At 68.1% G+C, this 1,124-nt stretch carries 1 protein-coding gene; it reads right to left on the bottom strand.

What is annotated here, in order from left to right; all coding sequences use genetic code 11:
- Positions 1-1,067, bottom strand: a 1,067-nt coding sequence (locus ACZ7NC_RS45735; protein ID WP_471498432.1) for an IS701 family transposase, incomplete at its 3' end; no start/stop codon positions are given.
- Positions 1,068-1,124 lie beyond the last annotated feature (57 nt).

Below are 1,124 nucleotides of genomic sequence, written 5' to 3'. Positions count from 1 at the left end.
AGGGTCATGTGGCGGTGCCAGCCGGGATAGCGGCGGACCTGGTAGTCGTCCAGGCCGCATTCCTGCTTCGCGGTCTGGAAGCATTCCTCGACAGCCCACCGGCTGCCCGCGATGCGGATCAGCTCGTCCAGGGTCGTGTCGGCGGGGCAGTAGGCGATGTAGTAGGAGATCTCTTCGGGCCGGCTGACGCTGCGGCGGGCGATCACCCAGTGCCGGCGGTCCTCGCGGTGCCAGGGCCTCACTTCGACGCGGGCCCAGTCGAAGATCCGCCGGCCGTGGGCCCCGTCACCGCAGGAACGGCGCTTCCACTTCTGCCGCGGCAGGCCGGGAAACAGGTCGTGGACGGGGTGGTCGATGGACCAGCGGGTGACGACGGTGTCGTGCCGCGTGGTGGCCATGACGTGGAAGACGTCCGCCTGCTCCAGCTCGAACCGCCAGCCCTTGCTGAAGCCGTAAGCGGCGTCCGCCGTCACCCATCCGAACGGGACCCGGTCGGCGATGGCCCTGCGGACCATCGCCTTGGCCATGGCCACCTTCGTCTCGAAGCCGACCGTGTCGTCGATGCCCGCCCGTCGGCAGCGTTCCCGGTCGTCCGTCCAGGACGTGGGCAGATACAACCGCCGGTCGATGAGCGTGCGTCCGCGATCTGTGGCGTAGGCGAGGAACACCCCGATCTGGCTGTTCTCGGTACGGCCGGCGGTCCCGGAGTACTGCCTTTGCACGCCGGCCGAGCGGATGCCCTTCTTGAGGAAGCCGGTGTCATCGACGATCAGGACGGCCTCGCGGTCTCCGAGGTGTTCGACGACGTAGTCGCGCACGTCGTCCAGGACCTCGTCGGCGTCCCACTCGATCCTGTTCAGCAGCCGGTGGATGCGATCGGGCCCCGAGTGCCCGGCTTCCTCCGCCAGCGTCCAGCCGTTCTTGCGCTGCAGCGGCGCAACCAGGCCCCGCATGTAAGCCAGCGCCGACTGACGCGGCTCCTCCCGGTTGAACCGGTGCACGAACCGCTCATGCAGAGCGTCCAGTTCACCCGCCCACAACCTGACACCAGCATGGTCCCCACCCATGACCACACCAACGAGCGAACTGGCCAGCAGTCACGGCAAGCACCGTTGCAGTACTAG

Source organism: Streptomyces sp. NPDC111802 (genome assembly GCF_055634335.1).
Note: the sequence above shows the minus strand (reverse complement) of the source record. Positions and strands in the feature narration are given on the sequence as shown.